An 18,226-nucleotide genomic window follows, 5' to 3' on the forward strand; every position below is an offset into this window, starting at 1 on the left:
AAGGTTGTTAAACTCTTTTTGGATTGCAATCATTCTTTTAAAGTATTTTAAAAACTCAACAAAAATTATAACAATACAATTATTTTAAATTATTTTAATACGAATAAAAAGAAGTGAAGAGGATTAAAGATTAATACATTTGGTTGCGAAGGGGAGATTTGAACTCCCGACCTTCGGGTTATGAGCCCGACGAGCTAACCACTGCTCTACTTCGCGGCATATAAGATATTTGAAATATAAAATAAGAAGTGGATGGGGTAAAGGGATTCGAACCCCTGAATGACAGGACCAAAACCTGTTGCCTTACCGCTTGGCGATACCCCAATAAATATTTTTTTAAAAGTGTGATTATAATGAATTTTAATTTATTTGTCAAGCAATTTAAGTTATAATTTTAAAAATTTTAAGGAAATAAAGATGAAATTTGTTAGTGTAGAACAAGCAATTAAGGATTTACAAGCAGGAAAAATGCTTGTTATGGTAGATGCAGAAGATAGAGAAAATGAAGGCGATTTAATCTTTCCTGCACAATTTAGCACCCAAGAAAAAGTAAATTTCATGATAAAAGAAGCTCGTGGTGTGGTTTGTGTAGCCTTAGATGAAGCTTTAGCAAAAAAATTTGAACTTCCTTTAATGGTGCCTAAAAATACTTCAAACCACGAAACTGCTTTTACTATAACCGTAGATGCAAAAGATACTACAACGGGAGTTAGCGCCTATGAAAGAAATATGACTATACAAATTTTTGCCGATGATAATGCTAAAGCGAGTGATTTTGTAAGACCAGGGCATATCAATCCTTTAATCGCAAAAAAAGGTGGGGTTTTAGAACGCACAGGTCATACAGAAGGCACGGTTGATCTTTGTAAATTAGCAGGATTAAAAGGTGCTTGTGTGATTTGTGAAATTGTAAAAGATAATGGAGATATGGCAAGAAGAGAAGATCTAGAAATTTTTTGCCAAAAACATGATTTAAATATGATAGCCGTAAGCGATCTTATAGAATATCGCCTAAAACATGAAAGTCTTATTAAGCTTGAAGAAAAAAGTCAAAGTGTTTTAGCAGGCTTTAAAGCAGAAAAATTTATCTTTAGTGATCATAATCAAACCCAACACATAGCTTTTTGCTTTAAAGATATCAAAAAATGCGAAAATGTTAAATTTCATATCAGTGGTAGTGATTTTGAGCTTTTAACTTCAGATAAATTTTCAAAACTTTTAGAGCAAATCAAATTTCTTAGTGAAAATGGTGGCGTTATAGTTTTCATGCAAGGAGAAAAATCCAGTACCACTCAATACAAAAACTATGGTATAGGAGCACAGATTTTAAGATATTTTGGTATAGAAGAAATTAAACTTTTATCTCAAAGTTGTGATAAAGACTATATAGGCTTAGAAGGTTTTGGTTTAAACCTTAAAGCTTGTAATTTTAACTAAAAAGGAAAAAAATGACTTTAAAAGAACAAATTTTAAACGATATCAAAGAGGCAATGAAACAAAAAGATGATTTTAAAAGAGATAGTTTAAGAACTCTAAATGCAGCTTTTAAGCAAATAGAAGTGGATGAAAGAATAGAATTAGATAATGAAAGAATTTATAAAATCATTGCAAGTGAAATCAAAAAACGCAAAGACGCAATCGAACTTTATCTTAAGGCAAATCGTGAAGATTTAGCACAAAAAGAACAAAATGAAATAAGTCTTTTTGAAATTTATCTGCCTAAACAACTAAGTGATGAGGAGTTAACTTTAGTCTTAAAACAACTTATAGAAGAATTGGGTGTAAGTTCACTAAAAGAACAAGGTTTGGTAATGAAAGAAGCTAAAATAAAATTAGGTGCGAGTGTTGATGGCAAAAGACTTAATTTAGCACTTAAAGAGCTTTTACAATAATTTTTTGGAGTGTTATTATGAAAGAGTTAAGCGGTTCAGCAATGATTTGCGAGGCTTTAAAAGAAGAAAATGTTAAAATTGTTTTTGGTTATCCTGGAGGCGCTGCACTTAATATTTATGATGAAATTTACAATCAAAAATATTTTAAACATATTTTAGTGCGTCATGAACAAGCGGCCTTGCATGCTGCTGATGCTTACGCAAGAATGAGCGGAGAAGTGGGTGTAGCTATAGTTACAAGCGGACCAGGTTTTACAAATACTATTACAGGTCTAGCTACGGCTTATAGTGATTCTATCCCTTTGGTGTTGATTTCAGGGCAGGTAGCAAATTCTCTTATTGGTACAGATGCTTTTCAAGAAATTGATGCAGTAGGTATTTCAAGACCTTGCGTGAAGCATAATTATTTAGTTACTTGCATAGAAGAGTTTCCACGCATTTTAAAAGAGGCTTTTTATATAGCAAGAAGTGGTAGGCCTGGGCCTGTGCATATAGATGTGCCAAAAGATGTAAGTGCAACTTTGGGACTTTGGGAATATCCTAAAGAAATTTCTATGAAAACTTATAAACCCGTTTATAAGGGTAACTCAAAGCAAATTAAAAAATTTGCAGAGCTTTTAAAAGAAGCAAAAAGACCTTTATTTTACTTGGGTGGAGGTTGTATCAGTTCTAATGCAAGTGAGCAAATCAGAGAGCTTATAAAATTTACAAAAATTCCAGCAGTTGAAACCTTAATGGCGCTTGGAACTTTAAGAAGTGATGATGTTTTTAATCTTAAAATGGCAGGTATGCATGGAAGCTATGCTGCTAATATGGCTTTAAGTGAGTGTGATTTGCTTGTGAGTGTAGGAGCAAGATTTGATGATAGGATTACAGGAAAAACAAGTGAATTTGCTAAACATGCGACTATAGTTCATGTTGATATTGATCCTAGTTCTATTTCAAAGATTATCAATGCACATTATCCTATAGTAGGAGATATTAAAGAAGTTCTTAAAGAGCTTTTAGAAGAGCTTAAAAAGGAAAATTTTAATACAATTTTTAAAGAATGGCGCGAAACTTTAAAGCGTTATAATGAACTTTATCCGCTTTCTTATGAAGATAGCAATGAGATTTTAAAACCGCAATGGGTGATTGAAGAATGTGCGAAAATGGCTCCAGATGCAAGGATTATTACTGATGTGGGTCAGCATCAAATGTGGGTAGCACAGTTTTATCCTTTTAATTATCCAAGACAACTTGCAACAAGTGGAGGGCAAGGAACTATGGGATATTCTTTACCTGCTGCCTTGGGTGCAAAGCTTGCTGTGGGTGAAGAAGTGGTGATTAATTTCGTAGGCGATGGATCGGTTTTGATGAATATCCAAGAGCTTATGACTGCTCATGAGTATGGTATAAAAACTATAAATATTATTTTAAACAATGCCTTTTTAGGTATGGTAAGACAATGGCAAAGTATGTTTTATAAAGAGCATTTTTCACAAACAGATTTAAATACTCAGCCTGATTTTATCAAAATTGCTCAAGGTTTTGGTTGCGAAGGTTATGAAATTTCAAACAAAGAAGAATTCATTCAAGCTTTTAGCCAAGCTTTAAAAAGCGATAAAACCTCTATTTTAAATGTAAAAATTGATCGTTTTGAAGATGTTTTACCTATGGTACCTGCAGGAGGTGCGATTTATAATATGATTTTACCAAAGGCAAAGGATAGACAATGAGAAGGGTTTTATCGGTAATTGTTTTAAATGAGCATGGGGTTTTATCTCGTATAGTAGGACTTTTTTCAGGAAGAGGCTATAATATTGACTCGCTTACAGTAGCACCTTTGGAAAATAAAGAATTTTCGCGTATTAATATAGTCACTTCAGGAAATGAAAGAACTTTTGAGCAGATAGTCAAACAACTTCATAAGCTTATTCCTACTTATAAAGTGATAGAAAGTGAGGAATTTATTGACAAAGAAATGGCTTTGGTGAAAATTCCTTTAAATGAAAATTTAGGTGGACTTGATGCCGTTTTGAAAGCTTATAATGGTACTATTGCAAATAGCAATGAGAATTTTTTGTTTTTAATGGTTGCTGATGATGCAAATCGCATTGATAATTTTTTAAAAACAATTAAAAAATACAATCCTAGTGATATAGTTCGCAGTGGATCTGTTTTGATGGAGATTAAATGAAATTAAGTGAAATAGCAGAATTTTTAAGCTTGGAATATAAAGGCGAGGATATAGAAATCAGTGCTTTAAATTCTTTATTGAAAGCAAATTTTACAGAGCTTACTTATTGTGATGGTGAGAAAAATACCAAAGATATACCTCACACAGGAGCTGCTGCTATTTTAGTATCTAAAGAATATGAAAATTTAGTACCTAAAGATACTAAAGCTTTGATTACTCAAAGTCCACATTTGAGTTTTGCTTTTTTAAGCAAGCTTTTTGCTAAACCTTTGATAAGCACAGCTAAAGAAAAAGTACAAAATATTGCAAAAAGCGCAAGAATCATGCCTAATGTTTATATAGGTGATAATGTAAATATCGGTGAAAATGTAATCATTATGGCAGGAGCTTATATAGGCGATAATGTCAGCATTGGTGATGAGAGTATTATCCATCCTAATGTAGTTATTTATAATGACACTAAAATCGGTAAAAAATGTCATTTGCTTGCCAATTGTGTAATAGGAAGCGATGGCTTTGGTTATGCGCACAATAAAAACGGCGAACATTATAAAATTTATCATAATGGCAATGTGATTTTAGAAGATTTTGTAGAAGTAGGGGCTTGTACAACTATAGATAGAGCAGTTTTTGATAGCACTATTATCAAAGCAGGTACTAAGGTAGACAATCTAGTTCAAATCGGACATAATTGCAATATAGGTCAAAATTGTATCATTGTGGCGCAAACTGGAATTTCAGGTTCAAGTGAGTTAGGACGCAATGTTATTATGGGTGGTCAAAGTGCAACGAGTGGACATTTAAAAATAGGCGATTTTAGCACCATAGCTGCAAGAGGCGGTGTGAGTAAAAATTTAGAAGGCGGGCGTGTTTATGGTGGTTTTCCTATCATGCTTCAAAAAGATTGGCTAAAACTTCAAGCTAAAATAGCAATAAATTTTAAAGAAAAATCACAAGATTAACATCGCATCGCCATAAGAGTAAAAGCGATATTTTTCTTTTATGGCGAGTTCATAAAGTTTTAAACACTGTTCTCTACCGATAAAAGCTGAAACTAGCATGATAAGAGTAGATTTTGGTAAATGAAAATTGGTTAAAAGATGATTTTGTCTTATAGGTGGATTTTGCGGGTGTAAAAAAAGATCACAAAAACCGCTTTTTGTTTTAGTTCTTGCATAATATTCTATGGTTCTTGTTACCGTTGTTCCTACGCCTAAAATAGCTTGTTTAGAATCTATAATTTCACATGCTTGCTGCGGAATATTAAAAAATTCACTATGCATTTTATGCTCTTGTATATTTTCACATTCCACGCTTTTAAAGGTTCCAGCTCCTACATGTAAGGTTAAATGATAAATTTCGTGTTTTTTTCTTAAATTTTCAAGCATAGTCTCACTAAAATGTAAACTTGCAGTCGGAGCAGCCACTGCACCTAAATTTTTTGCAAAGATACTTTGATAATCTTTCAAATCGCTTTTTTCATCTTCCCTTTTAATATAAGGAGGCAAGGGTATATGTCCTATCTTGTCAAGCAGGTTGTAAAGATTTGAGGTGTCTAAGGTTTTATCATTTTGAAAAAATTGAACCTTTCGAAGACCATCATCTAAAAGTTCTACAACGCGCGCTTTTAAATCCTCTTTAAAATATAAGATTTCATCTTTTTTAACCCGCCCTTTAATTTGAGCTAGAAAAAGCGGATTGTGAGAATTTAAAAAAGGTTGATGTAAGAAAAGCTCTATTTTTCCTCCGCTTGCTTTATTGCCATAAATTCTTGCTTTAATAACTTTGGTATCATTGAAAAAAATCGCGCAGTCGGGTAAAAAGTCTTTTAAATTTTTAAAAGTAGTGTGAAAAATTTCTTTGTTTTTGCGATCAAAAACCAAAAGCTTAGCATCTTCTTTTGGATTTGCAGGATAGTTGGCTATGAGTTTATTAGCTAGAGTGTAATCATAGCTTGAAAGAAGTAAGTCTTTATTCATCGCTTTCTTTATCTTTTGGGGCAGGATTTACCTTTTGAACAATTAAAATAGAAAGTCCATAAAGTCCGCAAAGTGGTCCTGCCATTAAAAATTGAGATAAAACATCAGGTGGAGTCATAAAGGCTGAAAAAACAAAAATAACTAAAACAGCTATGCGAAAATGGCGTTTTAAAAAACTATCATCTATAAGTCCGATTTTAGCAAAGAAAAAGGCAATTACAGGCATTTCAAAAGCTAAGCCAAAAGCCACAACAACTTTCGTAAAAAAATCTACATAAGTTCCTATGGTAATCACAGGATTAAAATCTTCATTTAAACCAAAATTAATCAAAAATTTAAAAGCCAAAGGCACTACAACAAAATAGCAAAAACAAGCCCCCAAGGCAAACATAATGCTTGCAAAGCTAACAAAAGGCACCACAAGGCGTTTTTCATTATCATAAAGTCCTGGAGCTACAAATTTCCAAAATTGCCAAAAAATCACAGGTAGAGAAAAGATAAAGGCTGCAAAAAAACTAACCTTCATTGCGGTAAATAAGGCTTCTTGTACTTCAATTACATTCACATGTTTGGCTACTTCGGGTAAAACAGCTATAAGTGGAGCTTTTAAAATATCTAAGATATAGCTTCGTAGAGCAAAACATACAATAAACATAACTACAATGCAAGCAACGCTTATAAAAAGGCGTTTTCTAAGTTCTATTAAATGAGGTCTTAATTCTTCAAACATTTATTTTTCCGTTTTATCTTGTGTTTCTAATTTGCTAAGATTTGGTTTTTCTTCTGTATTTAAATTTTGTCCGCTAAGGTTATTTTTTACGTTATTATCTCTGCTATCAAAGGTTAAATCTACCTTTGTTTTATCTAAAATATCTCTTTTAAGGTCATCAAATTCTTCAAAACTGAGTTTTTTGCGTATATTTTCATTAGTGCTTGAAAATTCATCTTTGTATTTCTTAGCCTCTTCTTTTAAGTCATTGATGCGTATTTCTTTTTCTATGCTTGATTTTGCATCATCTATGTTGCGTTTTACAGCCTTTAGAATTTTTGCTATTTGTACTATAGCTTCTGGAAGTTTATCAGGCCCTAAGACTAAAATCGCTACAACTAAAATAACTATAATTTCACCAAAACTCATTAATCGTTACTCTTTGATTTGATATTTTAAATAAATATTTTACTTAAAAAACTTAAATTTAAGATGAGAGATATAAAGCAAGTTCGTCGCTAATGAGAAAATTAGGATTAAAATATCTTTTATTTTTGTAAAAAAGTTTTTTTTCTTTTAATAATATATTTATTTTGTCTTTTTGCCATTGATTGAGTTTTGTTTCATCAATCCCTACTATACTTCTAAGTCCTAAAAATAGATGTTCTAAATTCAAGTCTTTGGAGCTTAGTTGCTCTATAGATCTAAAAGTAGGATTTTCTATGTAATTTTTTAAATTTTTTGCTGTATAAAAACGCTTATTTTCATAAAATCCTACCGCACTTAATCCACAAGCTAGGTAGTTTTTTCCTTGCCAATAAGCAAGATTATGTTTGCAAATTTGGGCTTTGGTTTTTGAAAAATTACTGATTTCATATTGAAAAAAGTCAAGCTCTAGAAGTTGTTTGATGAAAAATTTCATTAAATTAGGAGCATTTTTTTTGAAATGTTCTTTTTTGGCAAAGGCTGTGTTTGATTCTATGGTTAAATTATAAGCACTAAGGTGTGTGATTAAAGCCTTGATTTGTTTTAAGTGTAAGAGTTCAAATTCAAGCATTTTTTTATTGTCTAATTTTGTATCATAAATAAGATCTAAATTGATATTTTTAAAACCTACTTTATTTGCATTTTCTAATGCTTTGATAATCATTTCTTGATTATGAATTCTTCCAAGAAAGTGAAGTTTTTTAGGATGAAAACTTTGAGCTCCAAAAGAAATGCGATTAACTCCTAAATTTTTCATATTTTTAAGCCAATTTAATGTTGCTGAGTTGGGATTAGCTTCGCATGAAATTTCTACATTTTTATCTAGTAAGGGATATAAAATTTTAAAAATATCTTCATAATTATACGCATCGACACAACTTGGTGTTCCTCCGCCTATGAATAAGGTTTTAATTTGATTTGATTGAATGTTAAATTGTTTTAATTGAAAAACAATATCTTCTTTTAAAGCCTGAAAATAAGCTTTTTCATAATCATTTTTTTTCAAACTTGTAAAAGCGCAATAATTACATTTGCTTTCACAAAATGGAATATGGATATAAAAATACATAAAAACCCTAAAATATTTTATTAAATTTTTAATGTATTTTAATAAAAATTTGATTTGATTTAGGTTAAAATTATATTCTTGAGATTTAAGGAAAAATATTGTGGAAAACGAGAAAAATTATAGACCAAATGTTGCAGCTATTGTTTTATCAAGTTCTTATCCTTTTGAGTGTAAGATTTTTATAGCTAAAAGAAGTGATATGGATAATATTTGGCAATTTCCACAAGGAGGTATTGATAAAGGTGAAAGTGTCAAAAACGCTTTATTTAGAGAACTAAAAGAAGAAATAGGCACTGATGAGGTTGAAATCATTGCTGAGTATCCAGAATGGTTGAGTTATGATTTTCCGAGTAAAATTGTTAAAAAAATGTATCCTTATGATGGACAGATTCAAAAATATTTTTTAGTGCGTTTAAAGCACGGTGCTACAATCAATATCAATACCAAGCATCCTGAATTTGATGATTATCAATTTGTGAGTGTTAAACAAATTTTTGAAATGATTAATCATTTCAAAAAAAATATTTATGTTAGAGTGATCAAATATTTTGAAGAGAAAGGTTATATCTAAAATGCTTATAGTTCAAAAATATGGTGGAACAAGCGTTGGAACACTTGAGCGTATCGAAGCAGTAGCCAATAGGGTTATCCAAAGTGTACAACAAGGTAATCAACTTGTTGTTGTAGTATCTGCAATGAGTGGGGTGACAAATACTCTTATCGAGCAAGCTGAATATTTTAGTAAAACTCCTAATGGTAAAGATATGGATATGCTTTTAAGCAGTGGAGAGCGTGTAACAAGCGCTTTACTTTCCATCGCTTTAAATGAAAAGGGTTATCCTGCTATATCATTTTCTGGGAGAAAAGCGGGAATTATTACAGATAGTGTTTTTACAAAGGCAAGAATTCATCATATTGATACAAAAGCGATAAAATCAGAACTTCAAAATGGTAAAATAGTTGTTATAGCAGGTTTTCAAGGTGTAGATGAGGAAGGTAATGTAACTACCTTAGGGCGTGGTGGAAGCGACTTAAGTGCTGTGGCGGTAGCAGGTGCCTTAAATGCGGATTTGTGTGAAATTTATACCGATGTTGATGGGGTTTATACAACAGATCCAAGAATTGAACCAAAGGCAAAGAAATTGGATAAAATTTCTTATGAAGAAATGCTTGAACTTGCAAGTTTGGGTGCAAAAGTTTTGCAAAATCGCTCTGTAGAGCTTGCAAAAAAATTAAATGTTAACTTAGTAACTAGAAGTAGTTTTAACAATAACGAAGGAACAATGATAACAAAGGAAGATGGAATGGAACAAGCTTTAGTAAGTGGTATTGCTTTGGATAAAAATCAAGCAAGAGTGACTTTAAGAAATGTAGAAGATAAGCCTGGAATCGCAGCTGAAATTTTTTCTGTTTTAGCAAATGAAAATATTAATGTAGATATGATTATACAAAATGTTGGAGTTGATGGCGCTACAAATTTGGGTTTTACGGTTCCTCAAAATGAACTTGAATTAGCTAAAAATGCTATGCAAAAAATTTTAAGCTCAAAAACAACTATAGAAAGTGATAGTGCCGTAGTAAAAGTTTCTATAGTCGGTGTAGGCATGAAATCACATTCAGGAGTGGCAAGTAAAGCTTTTAAAGCTTTAGCTGATGAGGGGATTAATATCGGTATGATTTCTACTAGTGAAATAAAAATTTCAATGATAGTTCATGAAAAATACGGAGAACTTGCAGTTAGAGCACTACATGAGTGCTACGGACTTGATAAATAAATGAGTGATTTTTTAAGTTTTACTCTTGAAAATATTCGCAATGGCGGAGCTTTTATGGCATGGTTGGAGTCGCGTCGTTTAGAATGGGCTCCTTTGATGGCTGCAAGACTTAAATATCTTTTAGAGGGACGCACTTTTGTCTTAATGTGCGATGAACAAAGATCTTGGTATGAAGAGTATTTTTTAAAAAATATAAATTCAAAAGCCGCTCGTCCCATGCTTCCTTTTGTGTCGTTAAATTCTTTATGCAAGAAGAAAGTACAAAGTTCAGAAGATATAGCTTTACTTAATGACTTGCTTGACATTTCTTTTCCTAATGGTTATGTGTATTTTTACATAGGAAGTGCTTCTGATAATAAATCTTTAATCGCTAAATCAAGAGATGATAGTTTATTGTGGCTTTTTGATGAGCAGTTACAAGATAGTTTTTATTTAAATTCTAAAGATAAAGACTTGGATATCAAGCTTATTAGTTTATATCAACTTTTTGATGTAAGTTTGGATGCAATATTATTTTCCAAGGTGCAATTAGGATAAATATTTTGTTTATTAGTAAGATTATTATCAGTGAAGATTTTTTAGGTATTAAAGAAGAAATGATTAATAATTTTGGTATTAAAAAATTAAGATTTTTTATGCCACAAAATGAATTTTTACTTGATGATGCAAGAGCAGTTGAAAAAGAAAGCTATATCGCAGAAACCGAAGAAAAAATTATTGTTTTAATGGCGGATTCTTATAGGATAGAAGCACAAAATTTTTTACTTAAACTTCTCGAAGAACCTCCAAAAAATATTAAATTTCTTATTGTGGTACCTTCTAAAAATTTACTTTTACCTACTATAAAATCACGTCTTATTTGTGAAAAAAGAAAAGTTGAAAAGGAAGTTAAAAAACTTGATTTAGATCTTAAAAGAATGGATTTAAGAATGCTTTTTGATTTTTTGCAAAAAAATGAAAATTTGGATAAAAATGAACTTATGGATCAAATCGCATTACTTGCTAAAGAATGTGTGAAATATAAAGATTTTAATGCTGAAGAATTAGAGTTTTTTTATGAAGGCTATGAGCTTGCAAAATTAAATTCTAAAAGCGGGGTGCTTTTAGCTACTCTTTTACTAAATTATTATACAAAGAAATAAAATGAAATTTTTTAAAATCAATCCAAATACCGATTTTAATTTGCTTTGTTCTTTCATAAATCCCCATAAAATGGGACAAAAGATTATGAGTGAAAAAACAAAAATTCATTTTATTTTTATCAAAGATATTTCCACTCCTGCAGCAAATATTTTAAAACAAGATGCTTTAAGAGTAGGAGCTGAACTTATTACTCATAAAGAAGTAATTACTGCAAAAATCACTCATTCAAATGCACTTTTAATGGCAAGTAAAGAACAAATTCAAAAGCTTATTGCTAAAGAAAAGCTTCAAGATTTTGGACTTAAAAATTTGGCTCTTTTTTTGCAAAAAGATTTTTTAAAACCAAAAAAAGCTGAGCTTATGGTAGTGATTAATGTCAATGAAGACAGTTTTAATGCAAAAAGTCGTGTGAGCGAAGAAGACTTTGAAAAAAGGCTTAATGACTTTCTTGCTTTAAAGCCTGAATATATCGATATAGGTGCGGTAAGTTCAAGACCTGGGAGTGAGTATTGTGGTAAGGAAGAGGAATTTAAAAGACTGAAAAAAATACTTGACTTAATTTATGAGAAAAATTATCATGAAAAAGCGATTTTTAGTTTAGATAGTTTTGATGAATATTGTCTAGAATATGCTTTAAATAAGGGTTTTAAACTCATTAATGATATTACAAGTTTAAGAAATCTTAATCTAGCCAAACTTGCAAGTAAATATGAGGCAAAATATTGCTTAATGCACATGCAAAACAATCCAAATAACATGCAAGATAATCCTTTTTATGAAGATTTACTTGATGAGATGACTTTATTTTTTAAAGAAAAACTTGAACTTTTAGAAAGTTTTGGAGTAAAAGAAAGTATTTTAGATGTAGGTATTGGTTTTGGAAAGAGTGCGGGGCATAATATGATTTTAATCAAACACTTAGAGCATTTTTTGCAATTTAACAAGCCTTTGCTTATAGGTGCGAGTCGCAAAAGTGTGATTAATGCGTATTTTCAAAGCGAGATTAAAGATCGTTTAGCAGGAACTTTGTATTTGCATTTAAAGGCTTTTGAAAATGGTGCTAGTATTATAAGAGTGCATGATTTATATGAGCACAAACAACTTTTTGCTTTAGCGCAGGCAATGGATAATATAGGAGTTTAGATGAAAAAAGAAGAGTATTTAGAAAAAGTTGCTTTAGCCAATTTGTGGATGAGGGCATATTATGAAAAAGATGAACCCTTGGCTAGCGATGAAGAATACGATGCTTTAATCAGAGAATTAAGAGCTTTTGAAGAACAAAATAAAGATGAAATTTCAAAAGACTCTCCAACGCAAAAAATAGCTCCTACTATACAAAGCGAGTTTAAAAAAATAGCTCATTTAAAGCGTATGTGGTCGATGGAAGATGTGTTTGATGAGAGTGAGCTTAGGGCTTGGGCAAAACGCGCAAAATGTGAAAAAAACTTTTTTATAGAGCCTAAATTTGATGGAGCGAGTTTAAATTTGCTTTATGAAAATGGTAAATTAGTAAGCGGTGCCACTAGGGGCGATGGCGAAGTGGGTGAGGATATAACGCTTAATGTTTTTGAGATAGAAAATATACCTAAAAATATAGCCTATAAAGAAAGGATAGAAATTCGTGGAGAAGTGGTGATTTTAAAAGATGATTTTGAGAAAATCAACGAAAAAAGAGCCCTTTTAAATCAAAGTTTATTTGCCAATCCACGCAATGCTGCAAGTGGGAGTTTAAGGCAGCTTGATACAAGCATCACCAAAGAAAGGAATTTGAAATTTTATCCTTGGGGAGTAGGGGAAAATACCTTAAATTTTACCAAACATAGCGAGGTGATGCAATTTATCAGAGAGCTCGGTTTTTTAAAAGATGATTTTGTAAGACTTTGTGTTAATTTAGACGAGGTTTTAAAAGCTTATGATGAGCTTTTAGCTTTAAGAGAAAAAAAGCCTATGATGATGGATGGTATGGTGGTAAGGGTTGATGATCTTGCACTTTGTGAAGAATTAGGCTATACAGTAAAATTTCCAAAATTTATGGCAGCTTTTAAATTTCCTGCACTTGAAAAAACCACGCGTTTAATAGGTGTAAATTTACAAGTGGGAAGAAGTGGAGTGATCACTCCTGTGGCGGTTTTAGAACCTGTAAATTTAGATGGGGTTGTAGTAAAATCAGCCACACTCCATAATTTTGATGAGATTGCAAGACTTGATGTTAAAATCAATGATTTTGTAAGCGTGATAAGAAGTGGCGATGTTATCCCTAAAATCACTAAGGTTTTTAAAGATCGTAGAGAAGGTTTAGAGATGGAAATTTCACGCCCTAAGCTTTGTCCTACTTGCCAAAGTGAGCTTTTAGATGAAGGAACTTTAATAAAATGTCAAAATATAGACTGTGAAGATAGACTTGTAAATTCTATCATTCATTTTGTTTCTAAAAAATGTCTTAATATCGACGGACTGGGAGAAAATATAGTAGAGCTTTTATACAAGCACAAAAAAATCACTACACTTGAGAGTATTTTTCATTTAAAATTTAGTGATTTTGAAGGTTTGGAAGGCTTTAAGGAAAAGAAAATTAACAATCTTTTAAATGCCATAGAACAAGCAAGAGAATGTGAGCTTTTTCGTTTTATCACAGCTTTAGGAATAGAGCATATTGGCGAGGTTGCGGCTAAAAAATTAAGTTTAAGTTTTGGTAAAGAGTGGCACAAGCAAAGCTTTGAAGCTTATGCCAATTTAGAAGGTTTTGGAGAGCAAATGGCTTTAAGTCTTTGCGAATTTACGCGTGTTAATCGTACAAGAATTGATGAGTTTTACAAGCTTTTAAATTTGAAAATAGAAAAACTTGAAATCAAAAGCGATGGTGTGATTTTTGGTAAAACTTTTGTAATTACAGGCACTCTTTCACGCCCAAGAGATGAGTTTAAGGCTTTGATAGAAAAGCTTGGGGGTAAGGTAAGCGGCTCAGTTTCTAAAAAGACTGACTATGTGCTTTTTGGAGAAGAGGCAGGTTCTAAGCTTAGTAAGGCTAAAGAGCTTGAAGTAAAATGTATAGATGAAAGTGCTTTTAATGAGCTTGTTAAAGAATAGTTCTTATATTTTAACGCTTTTAAGCCTTTTTGGCTTTTTGCTAACTTGGCAAAGGAGTGCTTTTTCTTTATTTTTTTTAATTCCTATTTTTTTAACACTTTTTTGGGAATTCTTTTTATTTTTAAAGCTTAGAAAAAATATTATAAAAGAAGCTACTTTGATTAAGGGAAGTTTGTTTTATCGTATTAGTATGGGGGATTTTTATCTTTATATTTTTAGTTTTTTCTTGGCGATTTTTGGACTTATTTCTTTATTTTTAAATTTTTTAAATCTTGAAAAAATTGATTTTGTTTTTATATTTATAATTTTGCCTTTATTGATGATATTTTTAAAAAAAGAATTACATTTGCAATTTGTAGATAATGCTTATAATGATTTTAGAATAGTTGTTATCGCTAGTTTTTTTACTGCTTTATTTTATGCATTTTATGGGCTTTTTTTTACTTACAATGAACTTTTAAATTTAGAACTTTTTTCTAGGAAAATCATCGCTTATAAAAGTTCTTCTTTTGTTTATTTTGATTTTTTATCTGAATTATTGTATTTTGTTTCAAATTTAAAATTTTTTATTTTTTCTTATTTTGGATATTTGGGATTTAGGGTTTTAAATTTTATTTTTGATTTTTTTAATTTTTTTATGTTTTGTTCTCTTTTAGCTTTTGTTTTTAATTTTGTTTTGAAAATAAAGATAAAAATAATTGTTTTATTTTTGTGTTTTATCATGGTTTTAGGAAGTTATTTTTTAAAAGAGCAAAGAAATAATGCCTTAAAATCCGAACAAGAACAAATACTTTTATGGATGAATAATTTTGATTTTTTAAAAGATCATAATTTAAGTTTAATTCAAAAAGAAAAAGATCTTTTTGAAAAAGATCTTAAAGATCTTAGAGAAATTTTTAAAAAAAATGCTTTTGAAATAGGCATTTGGTGGTTTTCTAAAGAAAAAGAAGACTTAGAAAAAAGAATAAATGAGAGTTTAAAATGAGATTTGATTTTTTTGTTTCAAAGCGTTTAAATATCAGTAGAAATAAAGCCTTAGAGCTTATAGAAAATGAAGAGGTTTTGCTTAATGGTAAAAGTTTTAAAGCTTCTTTTGATGTGAAAAATTTTTTAGAAAATTTAAAAAAAACGCAAGATTTAAATCCTGAAGATATACTTTTAACCAATGAGTTAAAATTGGATCTTTTAAGTGAAATTTATGTTTCAAGAGCAGCTTTGAAATTAAAAAATTTTTTAGAAGAAAATAATATTGAAATAAAACATAAAAATTGTCTTGATATAGGATCTAGCACGGGCGGTTTTGTGCAAATTTTACTTGAAAATCAGGCTTTAAAAATCACTGCTCTTGATGTGGGTAGTAATCAACTCCATCCAAGTTTAAGAGTAAATGAAAAAATTATTTTATATGAAAATACAGATCTTAGAGCCTTTAAAAGTGAAGAAAAATTTGAACTTATTACTTGTGATGTGAGTTTTATTTCTCTTATTAATTTACTTTATTATATCGATAATTTGGCTTTAAAGGAAATTATTTTACTTTTTAAACCTCAGTTTGAAGTGGGAAAAAATATCAAAAGAGATAAAAAGGGTGTTTTAAAAGATGACAAGGCAATCTTAAAAACAAGAATGGATTTTGAAAAAGCATGTGCTAAGTTAGGTTGGCTTTTAAAAAATACGCAAAAATCAAGCATTAAAGGAAAGGAAGGCAATATTGAATATTTTTACTACTATATCAAAAATTAATATTACCTCTTTGGCTATAGGTTGTTTTGATGGCGTGCATTTAGGACATCTAAAACTTGTAAAATGTTTAGATGAGAATGGGGCTTTATTAGTTATTAATAAATTTAAGGGTCAATTTCTTTGCTCAAATCGTCAAAAAGAAGAAATTTCAGGAAAAAAAGTTATAGAAGTGGATTTTGAAAGTATAAAATCTTTAGATGGTAAAGATTTTTTAAGTTTTTTGAAAAAAGAATTTGTCAATTTAAAATTTATAGTAGTGGGATATGATTTTTCTTTTGGGAAAAATAGGGCTTATAGTGCTAAAGATATTGAGTCTTTAAGTGGGATAAAAACTATAATAGTTGATGAATTTAGCATAGGTGGAATAGGTGTTCATGCAAGTTTAATTAAGGATTTTTTATCAAAAGCAAATTTGCAAAAAGCAAAAGAATTTTTAGGAAGAGATTATAGCATCAAAGGGAAGATGATTAAAGGACAAGGTTTGGGTTCTAAGGAACTTTTTGCGACTATAAATTTAGATTGTAAAGGCTATTTTTTGCCTCAAAATGGTGTTTATGCTACTTTGTTAAAAAGCCAAAAAAATATTTATAAAAGTGTGAGTTTTTTAGGTGTAAGATCAAGCGATGAAAATTTTGCTATAGAAAGTCATATTTTAGAAGAATTGGGTGAAAATTTCACACAAGGGGAGTTTTTTGAACTCGAGTTTATATTTTTTCTAAGAGAGAATCAAAAATTTCAGGATCTAAAAAAACTTAAAAATCAAATTACCAAAGACATAGAACAAGCTAGAGAATTATTAAGGAAAAATGATGAAAGATGAACTTTTTAAACAAAGCCCTAAAAAACAATTTGAATTTGATAAAAGCGTGGCTAGTGTTTTTGATGATATGATCAATCGTTCTGTACCATTTTATAGAGAAAATTTAGAACTTTGTGCTAATTTATTGGCTAAAATTTTACCTACAAGTGCAAGTGTTTGTGATTTAGGCTGCTCAAGTGTTAATTTTTTGATTTTTTTGGCAAATCTAAGAAAGGATTTTAAACTTTTTGGCGTGGATAATTCTGCTTCTATGCTTGAAGTTGCAAAGTCAAAAACTAAAGCTTATGGACTTGATATAAGTTTTTTTGAAGCTAATTTATGTGAGTTTGATTTTTTTGTTTGCGATGTTTTTGTGGCAAATTATACCATGCAGTTTATTCGCCCTCCTAAAAGACAAGAATTGCTTGATAAAATTTATAAAAATTTAAACTCTAAAGGCATTTTGATTATGAGTGAAAAAATCCTTTATGAAGATGCTTTTTTGTCTAAAAATATCATAGAACTTTATGCTGATTATAAAGAAAAACAAGGCTATTCTAAGTTTGAAATTGCAACTAAAAGAGAAGCTTTAGAAAATGTTTTAATTCCTTATAGTCAAAAAGAAAATTTAAATATGCTAGAAAAGGCAGGTTTTAAGAAAATAGAAAGTATTTTTAAATGGGCGAATTTTGAAACTTTCATAGCTTTTAAGGATTAGAAATATTTTCATCTTCCCATTCATCTTTTGGAAAACCTACCTTATATGCATTAACACAATCTTGACTGATGATAGCTTTGTGTCTGCATTCTAAACTTCTTTTTTTTGCTTCTTCAGGATGATTTTGATAATATTCTACACTTTTGGTTTGTTCGCATGCTGCAAAAAATATACCAATAAGGCTTAAAAAAAGAGTTATTTTCATGGTAATTTTTCCTGTGTTATATTGATATCATCGCTAAAGATAGAACTTTGATTGTTTTCTGTTGTTTTGGAAGGATAAATTTCAGAAGGTGTTTCTGTTATAGGTGGTATTATAATACTTTTATTATTTTCTGAACTTTGGTTAATATCTTTTGTGGTTTTTTCTTTTTCTAAATCATTTTGTTTTAAAGTTTCTAATATTTGATTATCAGATTTTTTTGGTATGTTCGGACTGTATTTACTCTCTTCATTTGTTGGCTTAATACCAACTTTTAATGCATTAATACAATCTTCGCTAATAGTTCCGCTTTCTTTGCATTCTTTCGCTTTTTCTTTTGCTTCTCTAAGATGATTTTTGTAGTAATTTTCTGTTTTGTTATCGCAAGCTGTTATATTGATAACTATTAAAATCGTAAGTAAAATACTTATTCTTCGCATTTATC

Annotated in this window: 20 protein-coding genes, 2 tRNA genes and 1 pseudogene; 15 read left to right on the forward strand and 8 right to left on the reverse strand. The window is 30.3% G+C overall.

The window, feature by feature from the left end; translation table 11 throughout:
* Window positions 1-140: 140 nt before the first annotated feature.
* A tRNA-Met gene (locus tag ELQ05_RS03130) sits at window positions 141-216 on the reverse strand.
* A 33-nt stretch (window positions 217-249) separates the two neighbouring features.
* Window positions 250-324: transfer RNA gene (locus tag ELQ05_RS03135), tRNA-Gln, on the reverse strand.
* A gap of 93 nt (window positions 325-417) precedes the next feature.
* Between ELQ05_RS03135 and ELQ05_RS03140 the strand changes: the two genes are divergently transcribed.
* The 5 genes from ELQ05_RS03140 to lpxD are packed head-to-tail and all read left to right on the forward strand — an operon-like array spanning window position 418 to window position 5,033.
* Window positions 418-1,437 (forward strand): bifunctional 3,4-dihydroxy-2-butanone 4-phosphate synthase/GTP cyclohydrolase II, encoded by a 1,020-nt coding sequence (locus tag ELQ05_RS03140; protein ID WP_070316907.1) that lies wholly within the window; start codon window positions 418-420, stop codon window positions 1,435-1,437.
* A gap of 11 nt (window positions 1,438-1,448) precedes the next feature.
* Window positions 1,449-1,892 carry a GatB/YqeY domain-containing protein gene (locus tag ELQ05_RS03145; protein ID WP_002881863.1) on the forward strand — a complete coding sequence of 148 codons (444 nt, stop codon included), beginning with the start codon at window positions 1,449-1,451 and terminating at the stop codon, window positions 1,890-1,892.
* Window positions 1,893-1,909: 17 nt separating this feature from the next.
* Window positions 1,910-3,610, forward strand: coding sequence for an acetolactate synthase large subunit (locus ELQ05_RS03150; RefSeq protein ID WP_070316908.1), 1,701 nt, complete (start codon window positions 1,910-1,912; stop codon window positions 3,608-3,610).
* Entirely contained in the window at window positions 3,607-4,071 is a 465-nt protein-coding gene (gene ilvN, locus ELQ05_RS03155; protein WP_002852211.1) for an acetolactate synthase small subunit, read from the forward strand. Before ELQ05_RS03150 ends, ilvN begins: the two co-directional genes overlap by 4 nt.
* Complete coding sequence (lpxD, locus tag ELQ05_RS03160; protein ID WP_002855215.1) at window positions 4,068-5,033, forward strand: UDP-3-O-(3-hydroxymyristoyl)glucosamine N-acyltransferase; 966 nt, start codon at window positions 4,068-4,070, stop codon at window positions 5,031-5,033. Before ilvN ends, lpxD begins: the two co-directional genes overlap by 4 nt.
* On the opposite strand, the gene queA is transcribed toward lpxD, so the two are convergent.
* The 4 genes and pseudogenes from queA to hemW all read right to left on the reverse strand — a co-directional run bounded on the left by queA (window position 5,022) and on the right by hemW (window position 8,314).
* Window positions 5,022-6,050: a tRNA preQ1(34) S-adenosylmethionine ribosyltransferase-isomerase QueA gene (gene queA / locus ELQ05_RS03165; RefSeq protein WP_096703018.1), complete on the reverse strand. Its 1,029-nt coding sequence runs from the start codon at window positions 6,048-6,050 to the stop codon at window positions 5,022-5,024. The genes lpxD and queA overlap by 12 nt on opposite strands.
* Window positions 6,043-6,780 carry a twin-arginine translocase subunit TatC gene (tatC, locus tag ELQ05_RS03170; protein ID WP_002856930.1) on the reverse strand — a complete coding sequence of 246 codons (738 nt, stop codon included), beginning with the start codon at window positions 6,778-6,780 and terminating at the stop codon, window positions 6,043-6,045. The genes queA and tatC overlap by 8 nt, the downstream gene beginning before the upstream one ends.
* Window positions 6,773-7,188, reverse strand: a pseudogene (gene tatB, locus ELQ05_RS03175) (Sec-independent protein translocase protein TatB). The gene tatC and the pseudogene tatB overlap by 8 nt, the downstream one beginning before the upstream one ends.
* 58 nt (window positions 7,189-7,246) lie before the next feature.
* Window positions 7,247-8,314: a radical SAM family heme chaperone HemW gene (hemW, locus tag ELQ05_RS03180; RefSeq protein WP_002933508.1), complete on the reverse strand. Its 1,068-nt coding sequence runs from the start codon at window positions 8,312-8,314 to the stop codon at window positions 7,247-7,249.
* Window positions 8,315-8,414: 100 nt separating this feature from the next.
* Here hemW and ELQ05_RS03185 point away from each other — a divergent pair, with 100 nt between their 5' ends.
* The 10 genes from ELQ05_RS03185 to cmoA are packed head-to-tail and all read left to right on the forward strand — an operon-like array spanning window position 8,415 to window position 17,579.
* Entirely contained in the window at window positions 8,415-8,885 is a 471-nt protein-coding gene (locus ELQ05_RS03185) for an RNA pyrophosphohydrolase (RefSeq protein WP_032581179.1), read from the forward strand.
* A gap of 1 nt (window position 8,886) precedes the next feature.
* Window positions 8,887-10,089: an aspartate kinase gene (locus ELQ05_RS03190; protein WP_052823846.1), complete on the forward strand. Its 1,203-nt coding sequence runs from the start codon at window positions 8,887-8,889 to the stop codon at window positions 10,087-10,089.
* Window positions 10,090-10,626 carry a HobA family DNA replication regulator gene (locus ELQ05_RS03195; protein ID WP_002861289.1) on the forward strand — a complete coding sequence of 179 codons (537 nt, stop codon included), beginning with the start codon at window positions 10,090-10,092 and terminating at the stop codon, window positions 10,624-10,626. It begins immediately after the preceding gene.
* Window positions 10,627-10,631: 5 nt separating this feature from the next.
* Window positions 10,632-11,231 (forward strand): DNA polymerase III subunit delta', encoded by a 600-nt coding sequence (locus ELQ05_RS03200; protein WP_002867699.1) that lies wholly within the window; start codon window positions 10,632-10,634, stop codon window positions 11,229-11,231.
* 1 nt (window position 11,232) lies between these two features.
* Window positions 11,233-12,375, forward strand: a complete 1,143-nt coding sequence (gene folP / locus ELQ05_RS03205) for a dihydropteroate synthase (RefSeq protein ID WP_096703014.1) — start codon at window positions 11,233-11,235, stop codon at window positions 12,373-12,375.
* Window positions 12,376-14,319 carry an NAD-dependent DNA ligase LigA gene (gene ligA / locus ELQ05_RS03210; protein ID WP_096703012.1) on the forward strand — a complete coding sequence of 648 codons (1,944 nt, stop codon included), beginning with the start codon at window positions 12,376-12,378 and terminating at the stop codon, window positions 14,317-14,319.
* On the forward strand, window positions 14,300-15,304 hold the full coding sequence (locus tag ELQ05_RS03215) for a hypothetical protein (RefSeq protein WP_079862141.1): 1,005 nt from the start codon (window positions 14,300-14,302) through the stop codon (window positions 15,302-15,304). Before ligA ends, ELQ05_RS03215 begins: the two co-directional genes overlap by 20 nt.
* On the forward strand, window positions 15,301-16,062 hold the full coding sequence (locus ELQ05_RS03220) for a TlyA family RNA methyltransferase (RefSeq protein ID WP_070316916.1): 762 nt from the start codon (window positions 15,301-15,303) through the stop codon (window positions 16,060-16,062). Before ELQ05_RS03215 ends, ELQ05_RS03220 begins: the two co-directional genes overlap by 4 nt.
* Window positions 16,028-16,882 carry a bifunctional riboflavin kinase/FAD synthetase gene (locus tag ELQ05_RS03225; protein ID WP_079862135.1) on the forward strand — a complete coding sequence of 285 codons (855 nt, stop codon included), beginning with the start codon at window positions 16,028-16,030 and terminating at the stop codon, window positions 16,880-16,882. Before ELQ05_RS03220 ends, ELQ05_RS03225 begins: the two co-directional genes overlap by 35 nt.
* A complete protein-coding gene (cmoA, locus tag ELQ05_RS03230) occupies window positions 16,869-17,579 on the forward strand; it encodes a carboxy-S-adenosyl-L-methionine synthase CmoA (protein ID WP_079862136.1) in 711 nt (236 codons plus the stop codon). The genes ELQ05_RS03225 and cmoA overlap by 14 nt, the downstream gene beginning before the upstream one ends.
* Here the strand turns inward: cmoA and ELQ05_RS03235 are convergent.
* Together ELQ05_RS03235 and ELQ05_RS03240 are read right to left on the reverse strand one after the other, a co-directional pair.
* On the reverse strand, window positions 17,569-17,790 hold the full coding sequence (locus ELQ05_RS03235) for an EexN family lipoprotein (protein ID WP_079005306.1): 222 nt from the start codon (window positions 17,788-17,790) through the stop codon (window positions 17,569-17,571). The genes cmoA and ELQ05_RS03235 overlap by 11 nt on opposite strands.
* Window positions 17,781-18,221 carry an EexN family lipoprotein gene (locus tag ELQ05_RS03240; protein WP_096703010.1) on the reverse strand — a complete coding sequence of 147 codons (441 nt, stop codon included), beginning with the start codon at window positions 18,219-18,221 and terminating at the stop codon, window positions 17,781-17,783. The genes ELQ05_RS03235 and ELQ05_RS03240 overlap by 10 nt, the downstream gene beginning before the upstream one ends.
* Window positions 18,222-18,226: the final 5 nt, after the last annotated feature.

The sequence above is a fragment of the Campylobacter sp. US53 genome (genome assembly GCF_004378995.1).
Lineage (GTDB): Bacteria > Campylobacterota > Campylobacteria > Campylobacterales > Campylobacteraceae > Campylobacter_D > Campylobacter_D jejuni.